General features: G+C 62.6%; 13 protein-coding genes. 6 read left to right on the forward strand and 7 right to left on the reverse strand.

What is annotated here, in order from left to right:
* Nucleotides 1-153 precede the first annotated feature (153 nt).
* Nucleotides 154-2,127, reverse strand: coding sequence for a pilus assembly protein (locus tag LB520_RS09810; protein ID WP_224637347.1), 1,974 nt, complete (start codon nucleotides 2,125-2,127; stop codon nucleotides 154-156).
* Nucleotides 2,128-2,325: 198 nt separating this feature from the next.
* The gene (locus LB520_RS09815) at nucleotides 2,326-4,221 is read right to left on the reverse strand and encodes a pilus assembly protein (RefSeq protein WP_224637348.1); all 1,896 of its coding nucleotides are present in this window, start codon (nucleotides 4,219-4,221) and stop codon (nucleotides 2,326-2,328) included.
* Between the two features lie 306 nt (nucleotides 4,222-4,527).
* On the opposite strand from LB520_RS09815, the gene LB520_RS09820 reads away from it, so the two are divergent.
* Together LB520_RS09820 and LB520_RS09825 are read left to right on the forward strand one after the other, a co-directional pair.
* On the forward strand, nucleotides 4,528-5,388 hold the full coding sequence (locus LB520_RS09820) for a TIGR01459 family HAD-type hydrolase (protein ID WP_224637349.1): 861 nt from the start codon (nucleotides 4,528-4,530) through the stop codon (nucleotides 5,386-5,388).
* A 32-nt stretch (nucleotides 5,389-5,420) separates the two neighbouring features.
* Nucleotides 5,421-6,404, forward strand: coding sequence for a bifunctional riboflavin kinase/FAD synthetase (locus LB520_RS09825; RefSeq protein WP_224637350.1), 984 nt, complete (start codon nucleotides 5,421-5,423; stop codon nucleotides 6,402-6,404).
* 158 nt (nucleotides 6,405-6,562) lie between these two features.
* Here the strand turns inward: LB520_RS09825 and LB520_RS09830 are convergent, their stop codons facing one another.
* The 4 genes from LB520_RS09830 to LB520_RS09845 all read right to left on the reverse strand — a co-directional run bounded on the left by LB520_RS09830 (nucleotide 6,563) and on the right by LB520_RS09845 (nucleotide 10,803).
* On the reverse strand, nucleotides 6,563-7,117 hold the full coding sequence (locus LB520_RS09830; RefSeq protein ID WP_224610665.1) for an HdeD family acid-resistance protein: 555 nt from the start codon (nucleotides 7,115-7,117) through the stop codon (nucleotides 6,563-6,565).
* Between the two features lie 181 nt (nucleotides 7,118-7,298).
* A complete protein-coding gene (locus tag LB520_RS09835; protein WP_224637351.1) occupies nucleotides 7,299-8,726 on the reverse strand; it encodes a glycosyltransferase family 4 protein in 1,428 nt (475 codons plus the stop codon).
* Nucleotides 8,726-9,691: a glycosyltransferase gene (locus tag LB520_RS09840; RefSeq protein ID WP_224637352.1), complete on the reverse strand. Its 966-nt coding sequence runs from the start codon at nucleotides 9,689-9,691 to the stop codon at nucleotides 8,726-8,728. Before LB520_RS09840 ends, LB520_RS09835 begins: the two co-directional genes overlap by 1 nt.
* A gap of 110 nt (nucleotides 9,692-9,801) precedes the next feature.
* The gene (locus LB520_RS09845; RefSeq protein ID WP_224637353.1) at nucleotides 9,802-10,803 is read right to left on the reverse strand and encodes a hypothetical protein; all 1,002 of its coding nucleotides are present in this window, start codon (nucleotides 10,801-10,803) and stop codon (nucleotides 9,802-9,804) included.
* A 192-nt stretch (nucleotides 10,804-10,995) separates the two neighbouring features.
* Between LB520_RS09845 and LB520_RS09850 the strand changes: the two genes are divergently transcribed.
* The 4 genes from LB520_RS09850 (at nucleotide 10,996) to LB520_RS09865 (ending at nucleotide 17,129) form a co-directional block, all read left to right on the forward strand.
* A complete protein-coding gene (locus tag LB520_RS09850; protein ID WP_411909048.1) occupies nucleotides 10,996-12,078 on the forward strand; it encodes a glycosyltransferase family 4 protein in 1,083 nt (360 codons plus the stop codon).
* A 120-nt stretch (nucleotides 12,079-12,198) separates the two neighbouring features.
* The gene (locus tag LB520_RS09855; protein ID WP_095767864.1) at nucleotides 12,199-12,996 is read left to right on the forward strand and encodes a MipA/OmpV family protein; all 798 of its coding nucleotides are present in this window, start codon (nucleotides 12,199-12,201) and stop codon (nucleotides 12,994-12,996) included.
* Nucleotides 12,997-13,300: 304 nt separating this feature from the next.
* The gene (ileS, locus tag LB520_RS09860; protein ID WP_224637354.1) at nucleotides 13,301-16,264 is read left to right on the forward strand and encodes an isoleucine--tRNA ligase; all 2,964 of its coding nucleotides are present in this window, start codon (nucleotides 13,301-13,303) and stop codon (nucleotides 16,262-16,264) included.
* Nucleotides 16,265-16,487: 223 nt separating this feature from the next.
* Nucleotides 16,488-17,129 (forward strand): hypothetical protein, encoded by a 642-nt coding sequence (locus LB520_RS09865; RefSeq protein WP_411909049.1) that lies wholly within the window; start codon nucleotides 16,488-16,490, stop codon nucleotides 17,127-17,129.
* 71 nt (nucleotides 17,130-17,200) lie between these two features.
* On the opposite strand, the gene LB520_RS09870 is transcribed toward LB520_RS09865, so the two are convergent.
* Entirely contained in the window at nucleotides 17,201-17,656 is a 456-nt protein-coding gene (locus LB520_RS09870) for a nucleoside deaminase (RefSeq protein WP_224637355.1), read from the reverse strand.
* Between the last annotated feature and the right edge of the window lie 105 nt (nucleotides 17,657-17,761).

A 17,761-nucleotide genomic window follows, 5' to 3' on the forward strand; every position in this document is an offset into this window, starting at 1 on the left:
AGGCGGAGGGGGGTGCTGTCCCGCCGGCGTCAACAATTTCATATGGTCTAAGCAGTGGCCGATTGACAAGGGATGGCGTTCCTTCACACCCCCCTCTGGCCTGCCGGCCATCTCCCCCGCAAAGGGGGAGATGGCAGCTCAGCGCCGGCCCCCTTACCCAACCACGCGCAAATTGGAAAGCTCGTTGGCAATCTCCTTGAAGTTGTCGGAGAGCGTTGCGCCGGTGGCGTTCCAGAACAGCTTGGCCGGTTTACTAGGGTCGGTCGGATCCTTGCGGAAGCGGGAATCGGAAGAGCAGGCCTTCAGCGCGGCCATCGCCTTCTGGTCGCTTGAACTGATAGACGACATGTCGAGCGCCACCGTCATCACCATGATGTTGGCCGCCTTGGCATTGTCGCACAGCTTCGCCATCTGCTCGTTCATCGCCGCGGTGTAGTTGCTCGACGAATAGTTGAACTGGCCGATGGCGCTCGACGTGCCGCCGAACAGGCGGGTGACCGATGTGCCGTTATAGCCGACGCCGGTGTAGCCGTAGGCGGCATAGGTCGACTTGTTGCCGGCCGGATCGGAACTGACCGTCGAATAGGTGTTCTCGCCGTCGGTGAGCACGATGACGACCTTGTCGTTGCCGCGCTCGGATTCCGGACGGCCTTCGGTGAAGGGTTCGGCGCTCGAAACCGTGCGCCAGCCCCAGGCCATGCCTTCGGGCACATTGGTGTTGCCGTTGGGCTGCATCAGGTCGATCGCCGCCTTGATGGCGGCAAGCCCATCTGTTTGGGTGACATCGGTGAGCGGCGTGATCGGTGTGGTGGTGCAGCTGTAATTCGGCCCGGCGCCCGAGCTCAATACCGGAGCATTGATCGGCCGTGGCATGAAGTATTTGGCCATATTGGACTGCCTGGTCTTGCCGGTGGTGCTCGACGGATCGTCGTTCCACCAACTGTTGGCGGCGCCATAGGTGACCGGCCTCGGTTCGTCAGGATCCTGTGTGACATACCAATGGTTGCCGGGCTCGTCGGGCGCGAACATCGGCACGAACATGGTCGCCGGATCGCCGACGCCGATGCCCGTGTTGTTGGGCCCGCCGGAGGCCGGCGTGTCGTTGACATTGTAGGGATAGGGCCGCACTTCCACGCAACCCTGCCAACTGGCGAACGGGCCATAGGTGTCGTTGTAGTCATATTCGTTGTGGCTGCGCTCGCAGGTATGGTTGTCGCGATATTCGTCGCAGACGACGCGCTTGCTGCCGGCGATGCGTTCGTGGCTGGTGACGACCTTCATATCCCGATAGAGCTCGAAACGGGTTAGTATTTGCCCTTCCTCCGCGCCCCAGCCGGTGCCCTTTTTATACCAGATGCCGTTGATTTTCTGGGCGTATTTGGCGGGAGCGTTCAGCGTCGACCAATCGAAATTCTCGTTGGCGATCGGCGACAGCCCATAGGTGTCCATCCAGGAGGCGTTGTCGTTGTTCGGCCCGACATTGACCGATGCCGCGAACGGCACGAGGCTGAACTGGACCGGCTTGTCGATCTGCTTAATCTGCGCTGCCTGCTGCCCCAGCGTGTCGACGAGCTGCTTGGCCGCCTGCTTGAGCAGGTCGATGCGCTTTTGTCCCGTGCCTGTGCCCGGTGTTGTCATGGAGCCCGAATTGTCGAGCGCCATCGCCACTTCCAGCGTGTTCTTCAGCCGCACCTGGGAGTTCATGGCGAGGTTGATCGGCTTGTTCGCATCGACCGTGGATGCGCCGACGAGCAGCGAGGAGGACGGGTAGAAGTAAGGGTGATAGTTCAGCGTCGCGCTCATCGTGAGCAGACCGCCGCCGGCCTGGCTGGTGGGCAGCGTGATGTTGAGCGAGATGTCGGCGGGATCGATGTTGTTCAGGTTGGCGTTGAAGAAGTCGACCGCATAGGCTCTGATCTGGTCATCCGTGGCGCCTTCGGCAAGCCGCCGCGCCGCGGCGAAATTGGCGGCGTCGAGCGCGTTGAGCACCATCTGCTTCTGGCGGTTGAGCTCGCTGAAATCGACCGCCATCGCCACTGCTCCCATCAGCGGCACCATGGCGATTGCGGTCATGAGCGCATAGTTGCCGCGGCGGTCACGGCAGAATTGATGCCAGAATTTGCGCATTTTTCTCGAGCGGCCCCCCGCCGGCGGATTCTCTGTCGGGCGACATTTCCACAAAACGCTGAAGGACCGGTTTGGCAAACCCCTCGATTGCTTAACGGCGACTTCACCAGCCGCTAACCAAATCATTTCCGATGGTGCGCTGCACGATGAAAACGCCCGCCTGGAGGGCGGGCGTCATCGATTGCTTGTCCGAGCAGATCAGCTGACGATGCGCAGGTTCGACAATTCGTTGCCGATCGCCTTGAAGTCGTCCGACAGCGTGGCGCCGGTCGAGTTCCAGAACAGTTTCTTCGGCGTCTTGCCGGTCGGGTCCGCTGGATCCTTAGCGTAGCGCGAATCCGACGAGCAGGTCTTCAGCGCTGCCATCTGCGCCGCTTCGGCCGTGTTGGTTGAATCGAGATCGAGGGCGATGGTCATAACGACGATGTTGGCCGCCTTGGCGTTGTCGCATAGCGTTGCCAGATGCTCGCTCATGGCCTTGGTGTAGTTGGCGTTCGAATAATCGCTCTTGCTGACATTGATGCTGGTGCCGAGGAATGGCCGGCCATAGGTGTAGGTGCTTCCGAACGGCTTGGTCTGGCTGCCGTAGGCAAGATATCCAAGCGCGGAATAGATGGCCTTGTTGCCGGAAAGATCGTTGCCGCCGCTCCTGTAGTAGGTGCCGGAGTACGACTGGGCACTCACCGAATCCGGCGTGTAATAGGTATTGGCCCCGTCGGTCAGCACAATCAGAACCTTGTCGTTGCCTTTTTGTGTTTCCGGGCGTCCCTCGGTGAAGGGCGCGGTGCTGGAAAGCGTCCGCCAGCCCCAGGCCATACCTTCCGGCACGTTGGTGGCGCCGACATCGACCATGGCGTCGATCGCGTTCTTGACCGTGGTGGCGCCGGCAGAGGTGGAGACATCGGTCAGCGGCGTGATCGCGGTCGTGCTGCAACTGGTGTTCGGGCCGGCATTGTTGCCGTAGGCGGGGGTGACCTTGTTGCCGTAGTTGAAATATTTCGGCATGTATTTCTGGCGCGTCGGTGTCGGGCTGTCGCTGCTGGACGTCACGTCGAGATGCCAGTTGTTGTTTGCGGGCCGGGAGTAGCCGTCGGTATAGTCGGTCTCGTCAGGCGCGAACATCGGCACGAATAACGTCGCCGGTGTGGAGGTCGAGGCGGCCGTATCCTGGATATTGTACGGATAGGGGCGCGACTCGACGCAGCCGCTCCAGCTCGCGATCGGCGCGTAGGTTATGTTGGACGTGCAAACATTGTTCGAATCTTTGGTGCAAGCCGAAATTCGCTGCATCCATTTGTAGAGCGAGAAGCGCGTCAGCGGCTTGTCTTTTTGGGTGGGATCCCAATCGGTGCCGCGCGCATACCAGATGCTGCCGACCTTCTCGACATATCTCTGGGGCCAGGGCGAATTCCCCTGGGTCATCGTTGTCCAGTCGAAATTCTCGTGCTGGATGGGCGAGATGCCATCCTGATCCATCCACGCCGCCGTCGAGTTGGCCGGGCCTATATTCACCGAGGCGGCGAACGGAACCAGGCTGAACTGAACCGGCTTGGAAATCTGCTTCATCAGCTGCGCTTGCCCCGACAACTGGTCGACAAGCTGCTTGGCGGCACTCTTCAGAAGGTCGAAACGTACTTGATTCGAGCCGTGGCCGAGTTCGGCCATCGAGCCAGAATTGTCGAGCACCAGCGACACTTCCAGCGTGTTCTTGAGGCGGATTTCAGATCTGGCCGAGAAGTTGACGTTCGTCTGGCCCGGCGTTCCGCCAAGCAATGCGACCGCGGCCGGCAGGAAGTAAGGTTGGTACTTCAGGGCGGCTTCGAGCACCAGCGTGCCGCCGCCCGCATTGTTGTTGGGCAAGGTGACCGTCAGCGTGGCGTTCGCCGGAAGGACGTGCCTCAGATTGGCCTCGAAAAATGTCTTGGCATAGGCCTTGGCTTCAGCGTCGGTGGCGCCGGCGACGATATGCTGTGCCGTCGCGATGCCGGCGGCGTCCAGCGCGTTCAGCGTCTCCTGCCGCTCCCTTATGAGCTCGGTATAGTCGACCGCAAGCGCCACGCCGCCCATCAGCGGTATCATGGTGACGGCCGTCATCAAGGCATAGTTGCCTCGTCTGTCGCGTAGGAATTTGCGGATCAATGCCCTTAGCCCCCGCCAGAATCCTATAGTTTCTCGTTTAGCATGATCCAAGAATCGTTAAATTTTAGCTCCCTCGAAGCGTCAAGATCGCACGGTCGTTTGACTGGGCATTAACCCTGTGCACCGACGCGCCGTCGAAGGCCGATGCCGGAAAGCTGGTGACAGGATGAAGCGCTTCGGTTATGCGGGACCGGCCGTGGCGTCCTCTGAACTGAAGAATGGCTGTCGCGGTCTTGTCAGGATCGAAATCAGGGACACGGCATGGCGGATTCGCCTGACATTATCGCTTCGCTCGATGATCTTGCAGGGCGCTACGCCGCCATACTGTGCGACGTATGGGGCGTCGTGCACAATGGCGAATGGCACTTTCCGGCCGCTGCCGCGGCGCTTGCAAGGGCGCGCGCGGCGAATGTGCCGGTCGTGCTCATCACCAATTCGCCGCGCCGCAGCGCCGATGTCGTCGCCCAGATGAAGGTCATCGGGGTACCCGCCGACGCCTTTGACCACGTCGTCACATCAGGCGATGTGACCCGCGACCTGATCGCAGAAGGACCGAGGAAGATCTTTCACATCGGTCCCGAGCGCGATTTCAGCCTCTATGATGGGCTCGACGTCGATCTCGTCGAGGAATTCGAGGCCTCGGGCATCGTCTGCACGGGCCTCTATGACGACGAGGTCGAGAAGCCCGCCGACTATGCGGAAATGCTGCACCGGCTGCGTGCCCGCAATCTGCCGTTCATTTGCGCCAATCCGGATATCTTGGTGGAGCGCGGCGAGCGCACCATCTGGTGCGCCGGCGCGCTCGCGCGAGATTACGCGCAGCTGGGTGGCCGTACGTTGATTGCCGGCAAGCCCTTCGCGCCGATCTATGATGTCGCCATGAAGGAGGTCGCCGGCCTTCTTGGCCGCGCCGTCGAGCGCAGCGAGGTTCTCGCCATCGGCGACGGCATGATGACCGACGTCAAGGGCGCGGCCGACAACGGCTTTGACGTGCTCTATGTTTCGGGCGGCATCCACGCTCGCGACTATGGCGATCCGCTCCGCCCCGATCCTGAAAGGCTGGCCGGCTTCCTTGAAAAGCACGGCTACCGGCCGGTCGCCGTCATTGCGCGTCTGCAATAGGTTGGTGGTCTGGCCATGACGGGCGCCTCGACATGAACCAAGCCTTCCAACGTCTTTCGGCGGTCGCGCCGCTGCCCGCGCATCTGCGCGGCGGCGTCGTGGCGATCGGTAATTTCGACGGTGTCCATCGCGGCCATCAGTCCGTCCTGGAACGCGCGCTGAACGAAGCAACCCGCAATGGCGTGCCCGCTTTGGTGCTGACTTTCGACCCGCATCCGCGCAAGGTATTCCGGCCACAGGTGCCGCTCTTCGTGCTGACGCCGCCGCCGATGAAGGCGCGGCTGCTCGCCGGGCTTGGCTTTGCCGCTTTGGTCGAGCAGCCGTTCACGCGCGATTTTGCCTCGCTCTCGCCTGAGGCTTTCGTGACCGATGTGCTGGAGAAGAACCTCGGCATCCGCCACGCCGTCACCGGTTTCGACTTTCATTTCGGCAAGGACCGCCAGGGCGGGCCGGCCTTTCTGATGGCGGCCGGCGAACGGCACGGCTTCGGCGTGACGCTGGTCGACGCCTTCCGCGATGAAGGCGCGGAGGTGGTTTCATCGAGCCGCATCCGGGACCTGCTCGCCGAAGGCAAGGTGGAGGAGGCCGCCGGCCTGCTCGGCTACCGTTTCACCGTCGAGACTGAGGTGATTGGCGGTCAGCGGCTTGGTCGCACTCTCGGCTTCCCGACCGCCAATATGCGGCTTTCGCCGGAAGCGGCCTTGAAGGAAGGGATTTATGCCGTCCGCTTCCGTCGCGCCGACGGCGCGCTTCATGACGGAGTTGCCAGCTTCGGCCGGCGTCCCACCGTGGACGACAATGGCGCGCCGCTGCTCGAAACCTACGTCTTCGATTTTTCCGGCGATCTCTATGGCGAGACCTGCCAGGTGTCGTTCTTCGGCTTCCTGCGCCCGGAGCTCAAATTCGATGGTCTCGACGCGCTGGTGGCGCAGATGAAACAAGACGAGGCCGAGGCGAGAGCGCTGCTCAAGGGCGTGCGCCCGCTCTCGCAGCTGGACGCCGAAATCGCGTTCTAGGCTGCGTTGATATTCAGGTGATGCCGCCCTGCGAACGACGGTTTCCTGCGCTTCCGGTGCTCACGTACGAAAAGTACGCTCCGCTCCGGTTCTCAGAAACCACCGTTCTCGGCTCGGCCTGACCTGAATCTCAACACACCCTAGATCGCCGCTTGCTGCTACCGCTTCAGCGCCAGCCCGATGGCAATGAAGCTCCATCCCTGGAACACCAGGTCGATCGCCAGGAAGAGGCCAAGCACCCAAAGGCTGTTCACCGGCCAGCCCATGGCGATCATCAGGCCGAGCAGAATGGTGATGATGCCGGCGGCCAGCAGCCATCCCCAGCCTTGCTGCGGCCGATGATTGAAGGCCACCCAGGACCGCAAAAGTCCCGAAGCGACGAGCGCGATGGCCAATAGCAGCGTCAGCACCGCCGAGGCGAGCAACGGGTTGTCGAAGGCGAAGAAGCCGGCGACGGCGTAGAGCAGGCCGCTCAGCAGCCAGTAGAAGAAACGTCCCCAGGTCTTGACCCCGAAGGCGTGGATGATCTCGATGACACCTGCCATCAGCATCAGCCAGCCGACGACATAGACGGAAGCGACGGTGGCGATGAACAGATTGCCGAAAGCGATGCCGCCGAAGATCAGCAGCAACACGCCGAGCGCCACGAACCATCCCCATTTGTCCCGCGTCTGGCCGATCGCGTCTTTCAGAGCATCGCCTTGCAAGGTCATGATCTTTCCCTCCGATGTCGCCGCGCCGCTTGCGGGTGAAAGGAAGGTAGTCCCGATGAACTTGAGCGTCCAGCGAGCAGCGCGGCGCGTGCGAAGCGCCTTCGTCAGGCCGCCATTTGCCGACGAACCGACTTGGCCGGCGTCGGCCGGATGACCGCGATCGGCGGGCGTGCAGAGATCGTCAACCTGGCGGCGGCTGGACTTCGTCCGGGAAGGGCGCCAGCGTCGCCTCCAGCGTCTCCCGGCCGGCCTGCCCCCAGCTTCGCGCCACGAAATCTGTGGCCTTCGCTTCGTACGGAGCACGGGCCGCGGGCGAAGTGATCCACTCCCGCATCGCGTTTTCCCATCCTTCGACGTCGAGCGGATCAAGGCAGAGTCCCGACGAACCGACTACTTCGGCAATGGCTCCGCCCGTCGAGGCGATCAGCGCCTTGCCGTAGGCCAGCGCCTCGACAGGCGGCAGCCCATATCCCTCATAGAGCGACGGGTACACGCAGAACGCGCTGTTGCGGTAAAGAAGGGACAGCGTACCGTCATCGACGTTGTCGAGATGAACGAGGCTCTTGCCGTAGGCAGGATGGCCGTGAAGCTTGGCCAGGATGCCGTCGACCATCCAGCCGCTGCGGCCGACGAAAACCAGCTTCATGCCGCTACGCGCGACTGTTCCGTCCAGGACGAGGCGCGTCCAGACATCCATGAGCAGCGAATGGTTCTTGCGCGGTTCGATGGTGGAAACGAAGACGACGTAGCGATCCGTCTCGAGCCCATCCGGCAGGCGGCCGTCCGCCTTCGATTTGCGGGCACTGTCGCAGCCGAGAGGGACATGCTCCAGCTGCGGCAGGTGGATGCCGCGCTTGGCGGCATATTCCTCGACATCGGTGGTGACGCGCCTCGAGGTCAGGATGAAACGGTCTGCCAGCCTCATCGCCAGATCCACATAGTCCGTGAATCTCTTGACGTCGTGCGGCTTGTACCATTCGGGAAACTGGATCGGAATGATGTCGTTCAACAGCACGATCAGCTTTGCGCCGGCCAAGCGCGCCTCGCGCGAAATGACCTCGATATCGGTGTGCGCCCAGTCGTTGTTCATCAAGAGCAGATGGTCGCCGGGCGAAAGATCGTACTTGTTGCCAGCCACGGTCCTGAGCGGGACGATCCGGGCGCGTGAACCGCCCACGCCAGCGACTTGCCGCCGCTCGGTTTCCTTCATCAGCCGGTTTTCGATCCGCTCGAGGAAACGAAGCAAAGGGCTGCCGGGATTGCGCAGGCCGAACGCGCCGATTTCCATTATCAGGATCCGGCGCGGTCTGATGATCGCCATCAGCGACCGCCGTGCCCAGTTCGGCCAGCGATCGTAAAAACGCGTCTTGAAGCGGGCAGGGTCCGGGTAAAAGCTCATGTCGCACGAAATGTCGCCGGCGATGATCTCCGCCGCCATGGTCGGCGAAACCTGTCTAAGCACCCGCTCGATCGGGTCGAACACCGTGAATGCCACCTCGGAGGCCTTGAATGCGGCCGCCGCGGCTGCGTAGTGGCGTTGCACGCGGACCAGGCCGACCGGGGGGCCGAGCCAGCGCACCATGCTCGAGAGATCGACGACGAGCCGCATCAGCTGGGCCGAATTCTTGCAGGGCGCGCGATCATCCTGCGCCAGGCCAGTCGAGGTCCCAGCGCAAGCGTCCTGAAGGAAGGGGCGCCGACAGCCGCCAGGAACAGCAGCTTGCAAGTGACGGCCATGGGTATGCCCGCGGTTCGCAACAGCAACTCGATGTCGCGTCTTTCCAGGCTGGAGATGCCGGCCCCTGTGGCGGCGCGCGATGCCAGAAAGCTCGCGATGGCCTGCGCGGGTTGGCTGTTGGCGTCGAACGGCTCGGCGCGATTGCGGCGCAGCAACGCCGACTGCCGGGCCAAGGCCGCTGCCGCCTTCTGCTGATCCTGCTTCATGCGCGATACCTGTCCCGGATGCGATCTCAGCTTCACGAGCCGCGCATCCATGTTGGCCAGTTTTCCGGTCTCGGAAAGCCGCAGCCAAAGATCGTAGTCCTCGGCATAGGTGAACGCCCGACGGTAGCCTCCCGCGCGCCGGACAGCCTCGGTCCGGAACATCACCGTCGGATGAAGCATCGGATTGTACCTGGCAAGCGCGTCCCGCAACTGGTCGTTGCCGGCCGGAACGTCTATCGGCCCCAACGGGTTTCCGTCCCGGTCGATCTGCAATCCCGCCGTGCCGAGCAACTGCAAATCGGCGTCGGCCTGGAAACACGCCACCTGCAGGCGCAACCTGTCGGACAGCGAGATATCGTCGCAATCCATGCGCGCGGCAAGAGGGGCCCGCGCGAGCGAAATCCCCATGTTCAGCGCATCGACGATCCCCTTGCCGTGATTGGCGACAACTTTGACGCGGCCATCACGGTTGCCGATCGATGTCGCGATCGCGGCGCTGTCGTCGCAAGATCCGTCGTCGACAACGATGATTTCGATATCCGCCAGATCCTGGTCCAGGATGCTTTGCAGGGCCTCGCCGACATATTGCGCGCCGTCTCGCACCGGAATGATGACGCTTACTGTCGGCAATGGAACTTTCCTTGCGATGATTGGTCGCGACCGAATGGCCGTTGAATTCTCGGATGTCGGCAGCCTGGCTTCAAAATTCCAATTCCAAAGTTTCCTCGGTCTGTCGACCGTCAATTTCCTTGTCGCGCCGATCCGAGCGGGACCTCAAGTGCGGGCGCGAGCAGCCGCAGCACCGCCTCACGCTTTTTCGCCTTCAACGAGAGGTCGCCATCGAGGCCGACTTCATGAAGCCAGCTTCCCCGCCATTCGCAATAGGCCCGTCTGAGTTCAACCCCAGGCAAGGCCGCGAAAGCGGTTATCGGCCGTTGCGGAACTGTGCTCGGATCCACATACCGATAGAGCACCTCCCAGTTGGCTCCGCCGGTGTCTAGGCCGGCGAACCAGTCGAGCCCGAAATCGAGAGGCTTGCGGCCGACGGCGTCGAATCGGAAGAAGCAATAGCCAGCCCACAAATACCATCGCGAGCCTGCCCTGCGGAGGTCGCCGTGAAACGGCGCAACTTCAAGAGGCTCGAAAGGGTCGCATGGCTGCGTCGGGAAAAGATCCTGGTCCAGGAATCCGAACGCGGTCGGCGCGGCAGGCTTCAGAATATTGTGCCACATCCAGTTGAGCGCCGCGCCATGGGACCGGCTCGGGCTTCTTGCGGTCCACGGATTGGTCGGCAGCCTGACATGGGCGGCGCCATGGGTTGCGCATACCTGCCTGTTGTCGCCTGCGGAAGCTTCGCTGATGCTGTTGTCGGCAACGATGTGGAGATCATGGCGAACGAATCGTCTCGTCAGCCGCAACTGCAATTCCAGGCACTGAGCATCGCCGAAAGCGACGGTAATCAGGACATGGCGATCGCGGGCGGCGGCACGGATCCCTTGGATGTCGCCATTCTTGAGCGGCTGACGCAGAAACCTTCGGTCGATTTTCCGGTAACGGGCACTCTTGACGGCATGCAGCAGCGGCTGCAGCCTCAGCCATTGCCGCAAGTCATATTCGCGCAGGGCCTTTGGCACGGCCGCCGCGGCTTTCAGTCGGACCCGGCTTGGTAGCCACGATCGCCGCGTGGAATTTTCATGCGCGCTCCAATTGAGTTTTTTGAAAAAGCTCGAATGCAACAGCATCCAGGTCTCTTGATAACGGGCTATATACAGCATATGCGTCTTTTCAACACGACCAACATTTGAGCGCCCGGTGTGTTTGTTTGAATGGGGAAGTCTGGGGCGCACCCGGGGTCTCTCTCCGATCTGACTTGGGGGTGGGGCGGCGCTCCGGAAAACGCGATGAGAATCTGTTGCGCAATCTCTACCCTCTTCATGAATGGGGGTCTGCAGAGGGATTGTCTCAATATCAGCGACCGATTGGTCGGGCGCGGCCACAGCGTGACGATCCTGACGACGCGCCAGGTCGGTCATGTCGAGAGTTCGGCTACGATAAAAATCCAGCCGGCAAGGGTTCTCTCCAATCCGGGCACCGAATATGCGCTGGGAAGGTCGGTGCTGACGGCCAGGCGCGACTTCGACTGCGTGGTCGGTTTCAACAAGATGGCGGGTCTGGACATCTACTATGCCGGCGATCCGCCCTATTTTGTGTCGAAGCTCGGATGGTGGCGGCCGTTTTCGCCCCGCTTCATGCGCCAGCAGAATCTCGAATCGATGATCTTTGCCCCTGGCAACACCGTGCAGATCATTGCGCTCAGCGAAAACCAGGCAGCGCTTTACCGAGACTTCTGGCGAACCGAGGAATCGCGCATTCACGTCGTCGGCCCGACGCTCGATCCGAAACGCCGCAGACCGGAACTGCTCACTGTCGACCGCAATGAGATCCGCGATCGTTTTGGGCTTCCCCGCAAATCCGTCATTGCCTTGACCATCGCCAACAGATTGAAGGTGAAGGGTCTCGATCGGGCGGTAAAGGGCCTGCAGCCGTTCCCGGATATCCATTGGCTGATCGCCGGTCTTCGAAAAGGCAGCGAGGAGGAAACGCGACTTCGCGCCCTGATTGCCAAATCCGGCATGTCGGAACGGGTTACCCTGCTGGGCATCCAGGAAGACATTCCGGCGATTGTGGTTGCAAGCGATTTCATGCTGCATCCGGCTCGTCTTGAAAATACAGGCACGGTGATCCTCGAGGCACTCGCAAACGGCTTGCCCGTCATCGCATCGGACGCCTGCGGATATGCAAAATATGTCGAAGCCAGCGGAGCGGGGCTGGTTGTGGCCAACCGCGACGATCCTGAAATCTGGCGGCAGGCAATCCTGAAGGCCGGCAACCCGGCGGTCCCCGCGCAATGGCACAAGGCGGCTCTTGCCTACGGGGCATCAAATCCGCTTACCGGCGGACTGGAAGCGGCCTGCGATCTGATAGAGACGTCTCGCCGCACCCGGCGTGTCGCCTAATTCGTCCGTCGATTCCGCTGGTTCCGACGTCATGACTTTAAGTCAAATTTTACCGAACGCACGGCATGGCTTGAGCGCTGGCAGGTGGTGCTGCCGGCGCGTTTCGCGTAAGGGGTGACGATGCGTATTGTCGGGACGATTCCGCTGGCCGTTGCCATGGGCCTGTCCACCGCGCCCGTCGCCCAGGCGGGCGAGGGCAGCTGGATATCCGGCGACTGGTATCTGACGCTCGGCGCCACAGCACTGGTCGCGCCGAATTTCGAGGGCGGCAAGAAATATATGCTCAGCGCCCAGCCGATCATTTCGCTCGGCAAGGTCGGTCCGGAGGCGCGTTTCACCTCGCGCAACGACAACATCTCGCTGGCGCTGATCGATGACGGTTCCGTTCGCGCCGGCTTGACCGGCAAATTCATATTCTCGCGCGAGAGCAAGGATGAGCTCAAGGGGCTCGATCCGGTGCGCTTCGGCGGCGAGGTGGGCGGCTTCTTCGAATTTTATCCGCTGGACTGGTTGCGCGCGCGGGCCGAGTTGCGGCATGGCATCCGCTCCCACAACGGCTTCGTCGCCGATATCGCGGCCGACGCCTTCTACGACATCACGCCGACCGTTCGCATTTCCGGCGGTCCGCGCGTTTCCTTCGCCTCGTCAGACTATTTCGACGCCTATTACGGCGTCAATGCCAAGGAAGCGGCGGCTTCGGGCTTGAGCGAGTACCATCCGGGCGGCGGTGTGAAGTCGACAGGCCTCGGCGGCGCGATCACCTGGAAGGTGACCGAGCCGATGACGGCGAGCGTCTTCACCGAATATTCGCGCCTGATGGGGCCGGCTGCCGATTCCAGCCTGGTCAAGGAACGGGGCGACCGCAACCAGTGGACCTTCGGTGTCTCGACCACTTACCGCTTCAATTTCACGATGTAGGTCGCGAAAGCGGCCTCATGCCTTGAAATCCGCGCTTTATTCCTGCCGCGCCATCCGCTAAAAGCCACGCCATGACGAGCTTTTCGCGCCTTTTCGCGATCGCGATACGAATTACGGGCCCGGTGTTCCGGGCGGCCTGAGCGCCGCTGGAGCCGCCGGGAGTTTTCGCGCGCGCCCCTCGCGTGTTTCATGAACATCAACGCATATCGCCCAAAGGTGGCTTCGTTTTTGGGAAAACGATATGCGTCAAGGCAAGACCTGAACGCCCGGCTTTTGTCGTCGGGTACCCTGAGATGGCAGATCAATGACCGACACTGTTGAGACGATCGACTATTCCAAAACGCTTTATTTGCCGCAGACGGATTTCCCCATGCGCGCCGGCCTGCCCGAGAAGGAGCCTGGCCTGGTCAAGCGCTGGCAGGACATGGACCTTTACAGAAAGCTGCGCGAGGAGGCCGCCGGCCGCGAGAAATTCGTGCTGCATGACGGCCCGCCCTACGCCAACGGCAACATCCATATCGGCCATGCGCTGAACAAGATCCTCAAGGACGTCATCAACCGCTCCTTCCAGATGCGCGGCTATGACGCCAACTACGTGCCGGGTTGGGACTGCCACGGCCTGCCGATCGAATGGAAGATCGAGGAGCAGTATCGCGCCAAGGGCAAGAACAAGGACGAGGTGCCGGTCAACGAGTTCCGCAAGGAATGCCGCGACTTCGCGGCTCATTGGATCAAGGTGCAGGGCGACGAGTTCCAGCGCCTCGGCGTCATCGGCGATTTCGACAATCCCTATACGACCATGGCTTACCATGCCGAGTCGCGCATTGCCGGCGAACTGTTGAAATTCGCCATGTCCGGTCAGCTCTACCGCGGCTCGAAGCCGGTGATGTGGAGTGTGGTCGAGCGTACCGCGCTCGCCGAGGCCGAGGTCGAGTATCAGGACTATGAGAGCGACACGATCTGGGTGAAGTTTCCGGTCGCGAGTCTTGCCCAGCCGGTCGCGGGCGCCGCGCCGGCGCTGGACGAGGCCGCGCTCGATCTGGTCGAGGCGCATGTTGTCATCTGGACGACCACACCCTGGACCATTCCCGGCAACCGCGCCGTGAGCTATTCGCCGCGCATCGCCTATGGCCTCTATGAGGTGACGGCGGCCGAGAACGCCTTCGGTCCGCAGCCCGGCGAGAAGCTGATCTTTGCCGACGCGCTGGCCGAGGACTGTGCGGCCAAGGCCAAGGTCACGTTCAACAGGCTTCATAGCGTCTCGGCCGAACAGCTTGGGAAGCTTACGCTTTCGCATCCTTTCAAAGGGCTCGGCGGCGGCTATGAATTCCCGGTGCCGATGGTTGCCGGCGAGCATGTCACCGACGATGCCGGCACCGGCTTCGTGCACACCGCGCCCGGCCATGGCCGCGAGGACTTCGATGCCTGGATGGAAGCCGCAAGCCAGCTGAGGGCACGCGGCGTTGATACCGCGATCCCCTTCACGGTCGACGATGCCGGCTTCTTCACCAAGGACGCGCCGGGCTTCGGCCCCGGGCGCGAGGGCGGTGCGGCGCGCGTCATCGATGACAACGGCAAGAAGGGCAACGCCAATCAGGCGGTCATCGACGAGCTGATCAAGCGCAACGCGCTCTTCGCGCGCGGCCGGCTGAAGCACAGCTATCCGCACTCCTGGCGCTCCAAGAAGCCGGTCATCTTCCGCAACACGCCGCAATGGTTCGTCTATATGGACAAGGACCTTGGCGACGGCACGACGCTGCGCGGTCGCGCGCTGAAGGCGATCGACGACACCCGCTTCGTGCCGGCGGCGGGCCAGAACCGCATCCGCGCCATGATCGAGGAGCGCCCGGATTGGGTGCTGTCGCGCCAGCGCGCCTGGGGTGTGCCGATCGCCGTCTTCGCCGATGAGGACGGCAATGTGCTGAAGGACGAGGCCGTCAACCGGCGCATCATGGACGCTTTCGAGAAGGAAGGCGCCGACGCCTGGTTCGCCGAAGGCGCCAAGGCGCGCTTCCTCGGCAATCACGATGCCTCGAAATGGCACCAGGTGATGGACATCCTCGACGTCTGGTTCGATTCCGGCTCGACGCATGTCTTCACGTTGGAAGACCGTCCGGATCTCAAATGGCCGGCCGACGTCTATCTCGAGGGCTCGGATCAGCATCGCGGCTGGTTCCATTCCTCGCTGCTCGAAAGCTGCGGGACCAGGGGCAGGGCGCCTTACGACACGGTCATCACCCATGGCTTCACCATGGACGAGGAAGGCCGCAAGATGTCGAAGTCGCTCGGCAACACTGTCGTGCCGCAGGACGTCATCAAACAGTCCGGCGCCGATATCCTGAGGCTCTGGGTGGTGACGACCGATTATTGGGAAGACCAGCGCCTCGGCAAGAACGTGCTGCAGACCAATATCGACGCCTACCGCAAGCTCAGGAACACCATCCGCTGGATGCTGGGCACGCTCGCCCATGACGACGGCCAGGATGTGCCGGTCGAGGCGATGCCGGAACTGGAACGGCTGATGCTGCATCGGCTGTCCGAGCTGGACGAGGTGGTGCGCCAGGGCTACGACGCGTTCGAGTTCAAGCGCATCACCCGCACGCTGCTCGACTTCATGGTGGTGGAGCTTTCGGCCTTCTATTTCGACATCCGCAAGGACGCGCTCTATTGCGACGCGCCGTCGAGCCTGCGTCGCAAGGCGGCCGTGCAGGTGGTGCGCCACCTCTTCGAATGCCTGGTGAAATGGCTGGCGCCGATGCTGCCCTTCACCACCGAGGAAGCCTGGCTCGACCGCCATCCGCAAGCCGTATCGGTGCATCTCGATCAGTTCCCGGCGATCCCGCAGAACTGGCGCAACGAGGCGCTAGCCGAGAAATGGCGCAAGGTAAGGCAAGTGCGCCGTGTCGTCACCGGCGCGCTGGAGATCGCGCGCGCCGAGAAGCTGATCGGTTCGTCGCTCGAGGCCGTGCCGGTGGTGACGCTCGACGACGCCGCGCTGGAGGCGGCGATCGCCGATGTCGACATGGCCGAGATGGCGATCACCAGCGATCTCGTCGTCAAGCATGGCAAAGCCCCGGAAGGCGCCTTCACGCTCGACGACGTCAAGGGCGTGGCGGTGGTGGTGGAGAAAGCCGAGGATCGCGGTCTGGTCAAATGCGCGCGCTCCTGGCGCTACACCGCCGATGTCGGCCAGGACCCGGAATTCCCGGACGTTTCGGCCCGCGATGCGGCCGTGCTGCACGAGCTGAAGGCGCTTGGCCGTCTATAAGCCGGTGCAAAAGCAGCGCGCCGGGTGGCCGGAAACCGCCCGTGCGTTGCCCTTGACGAGCGGTTGAGGTAAACACGCGACACTCCGGCAGACAAATTGTCGCCGGATTTCCATCGCAAATGCGGGGAAGCAGGGGACCGTGCCCTTGGCCGGTGGCGACCGAAAGGCTGTTAGAGTGGGACTTTTTGGCATGACCGACAGAACGTTTGCGCGCGCCGCGCTGATGGCGCCGCTTGTGGTATCGGCCATCGCAATGTCCGGCTGCGTGAGCTCGCCCACCTACGGGACCGGCAAGACCGCTGCCGCGCAGCTCTTCGATGATGTTTCCGGCGCTGCCGCGATCACGCCGAAGCGTCGCGATCCGATCGACTACAAGCCGCGTCCTGAACTGGTGAAGCCAGCTCCTGGGCAGAAGGAAAGCTTGCCCGCGCCGCAGCAGAGCATCCAGACGGCGAGCGCCGACTGGCCCGAATCGCCGGAGGCGCGCCGCGCCCGCATCCGCGCCGACGCCACCGCGCACCAGAACGATCCGAACTACCAGCCTGAAGCGGCCGAGGATGTCCAGACCGATCCCGAAGCGGTGAAGAAGGCGATGGCGGACTCGGGTTCCAGCCACCCGCCGCGCTGGTCGCCGGATGATTCCAGCGCCACGCGCCGCGCCGAGGTTCAGCGCCGGCTGGCCGAACAGAAGCAGGGCGATCCGACCACTCGCAAATATCTGAGCGAGCCGCCGCTTGCCTATCGCCAGGCGGCCGCCACCGCGCCGCAGAACGAGCTCGGCGAGGACGAGTACAAGAAGGAGCGCCGTCTCAAGGCGCAGGCCGAAGGCAAGAAGGGCGGCTGGTTCGACTGGCTCGGCCTGTGAACAGTCAGTAGTCAGTAGTCAGTAGTCAGTAGTGACCTACTCACTACTCACTAACCACTACTCACTACACCTCACTCGCCATCCCGTTTCTCGCGAAAAAAATCCTTGAGGATGAGGGCGGCGTCGCTTTCGCCGATCCCCGCATAGACATCCGGCGCGTGGTGGCAGGTGGGCGAGGCGAAGAAGCGCGCGCCGTTGACCACCGCGCCGCCTTTCTCGTCGGCGGCGCCGAAATAGAGCCGCCGCAGCCGGGCGAAGGAGATCGCGCCGGCGCACATCGCGCAGGGCTCCAGCGTCACATAGAGATCGTGGCCGGTGAGACGCTCGCTTGCGAGCTTCCGGCAGGCCTCGCGGATCGCCAGCATCTCGGCATGCGCGGTCGGGTCCGCCAGCTCGCGCGTGCGGTTGCCGGCTTTCGCGACCACCGTGCCGCCATTGGCGATCACGGCGCCGACCGGCACTTCGCCGCGGCCGGCGGCCGCTTCGGCCTCTTCAAGCGCCAGGGCCATGAAATCCGGTCGTTTCAAGCGGTCTCCATTCCGATTACTCCTCGCCACCCGACAGCGATCCTGTTATCTAGCGCGAGACCTTGAAAACCGGAATCGGTTTTTGCCGCGCTGGCATATGCGCAA

Source organism: Mesorhizobium sp. CA12 (assembly GCF_020165255.1).
Lineage (GTDB): Bacteria > Pseudomonadota > Alphaproteobacteria > Rhizobiales > Rhizobiaceae > Mesorhizobium.

Excerpts from the sequence above, each read along its gene's own strand:
- LB520_RS09810 (WP_224637347.1), bottom strand. The coding sequence starts at position 2,127 with ATGCGCAAATTCTGGCATCAATTCTGCCGTGACCGCCGCGGCAACTAT.
- LB520_RS09815 (WP_224637348.1), bottom strand. The coding sequence starts at position 4,221 with ATGACGGCCGTCACCATGATACCGCTGATGGGCGGCGTGGCGCTTGCG.
- LB520_RS09820 (WP_224637349.1), top strand. The coding sequence starts at position 4,528 with ATGGCGGATTCGCCTGACATTATCGCTTCGCTCGATGATCTTGCAGGG.
- LB520_RS09825 (WP_224637350.1), top strand. The coding sequence starts at position 5,421 with ATGAACCAAGCCTTCCAACGTCTTTCGGCGGTCGCGCCGCTGCCCGCG.
- LB520_RS09830 (WP_224610665.1), bottom strand. The coding sequence starts at position 7,117 with ATGACCTTGCAAGGCGATGCTCTGAAAGACGCGATCGGCCAGACGCGG.
- LB520_RS09835 (WP_224637351.1), bottom strand. The coding sequence starts at position 8,726 with ATGCGGCTCGTCGTCGATCTCTCGAGCATGGTGCGCTGGCTCGGCCCC.
- LB520_RS09845 (WP_224637353.1), bottom strand. The coding sequence starts at position 10,803 with ATGCTGTTGCATTCGAGCTTTTTCAAAAAACTCAATTGGAGCGCGCAT.
- LB520_RS09850 (WP_411909048.1), top strand. The coding sequence starts at position 10,996 with ATGAATGGGGGTCTGCAGAGGGATTGTCTCAATATCAGCGACCGATTG.
- LB520_RS09855 (WP_095767864.1), top strand. The coding sequence starts at position 12,199 with ATGCGTATTGTCGGGACGATTCCGCTGGCCGTTGCCATGGGCCTGTCC.
- ileS (WP_224637354.1), top strand. The coding sequence starts at position 13,301 with ATGACCGACACTGTTGAGACGATCGACTATTCCAAAACGCTTTATTTG.
- LB520_RS09865 (WP_411909049.1), top strand. The coding sequence starts at position 16,488 with ATGGCGCCGCTTGTGGTATCGGCCATCGCAATGTCCGGCTGCGTGAGC.